1 pseudogene is annotated in these 271 nt (G+C 35.4%); it reads right to left on the bottom strand.

Annotated elements, in window-relative coordinates:
* A pseudogene (locus AAEY88_RS13700) lies at positions 1–255 on the bottom strand (hypothetical protein); the annotation flags it as partial.
* Positions 256–271 lie beyond the last annotated feature (16 nt).

Here is a 271-nt window from a genome sequence, read left to right as displayed (position 1 = left end):
ATAAGATGGAAATAAATATTGCCAACCCAGCTGTTTGTTATGATTTGGATATTTTTTACGTAATAAATGCGGCATATACACGCCACAAAACAGCGGGTTATTTAGGTCTAATTGTAAATAATTATCGACTAATTGAATTTGTGTTCGTATTTGTGGTATCAGTTCTCCTGCAAGCGTTACAACACGATTTTTGCCCCCTTTACCATCCCAAATTCGAACACAGTTATAATCAAAATCAATATCTTGTGTCCGCAAACGTAGTACCTCCATT

This window comes from Psychrobacter sp. CAL346-MNA-CIBAN-0220, assembly GCF_040309805.1.
Classification (GTDB): Bacteria; Pseudomonadota; Gammaproteobacteria; order Pseudomonadales; family Moraxellaceae; genus Psychrobacter.
This window is presented reverse-complemented; position numbering and strand designations above follow the sequence as displayed.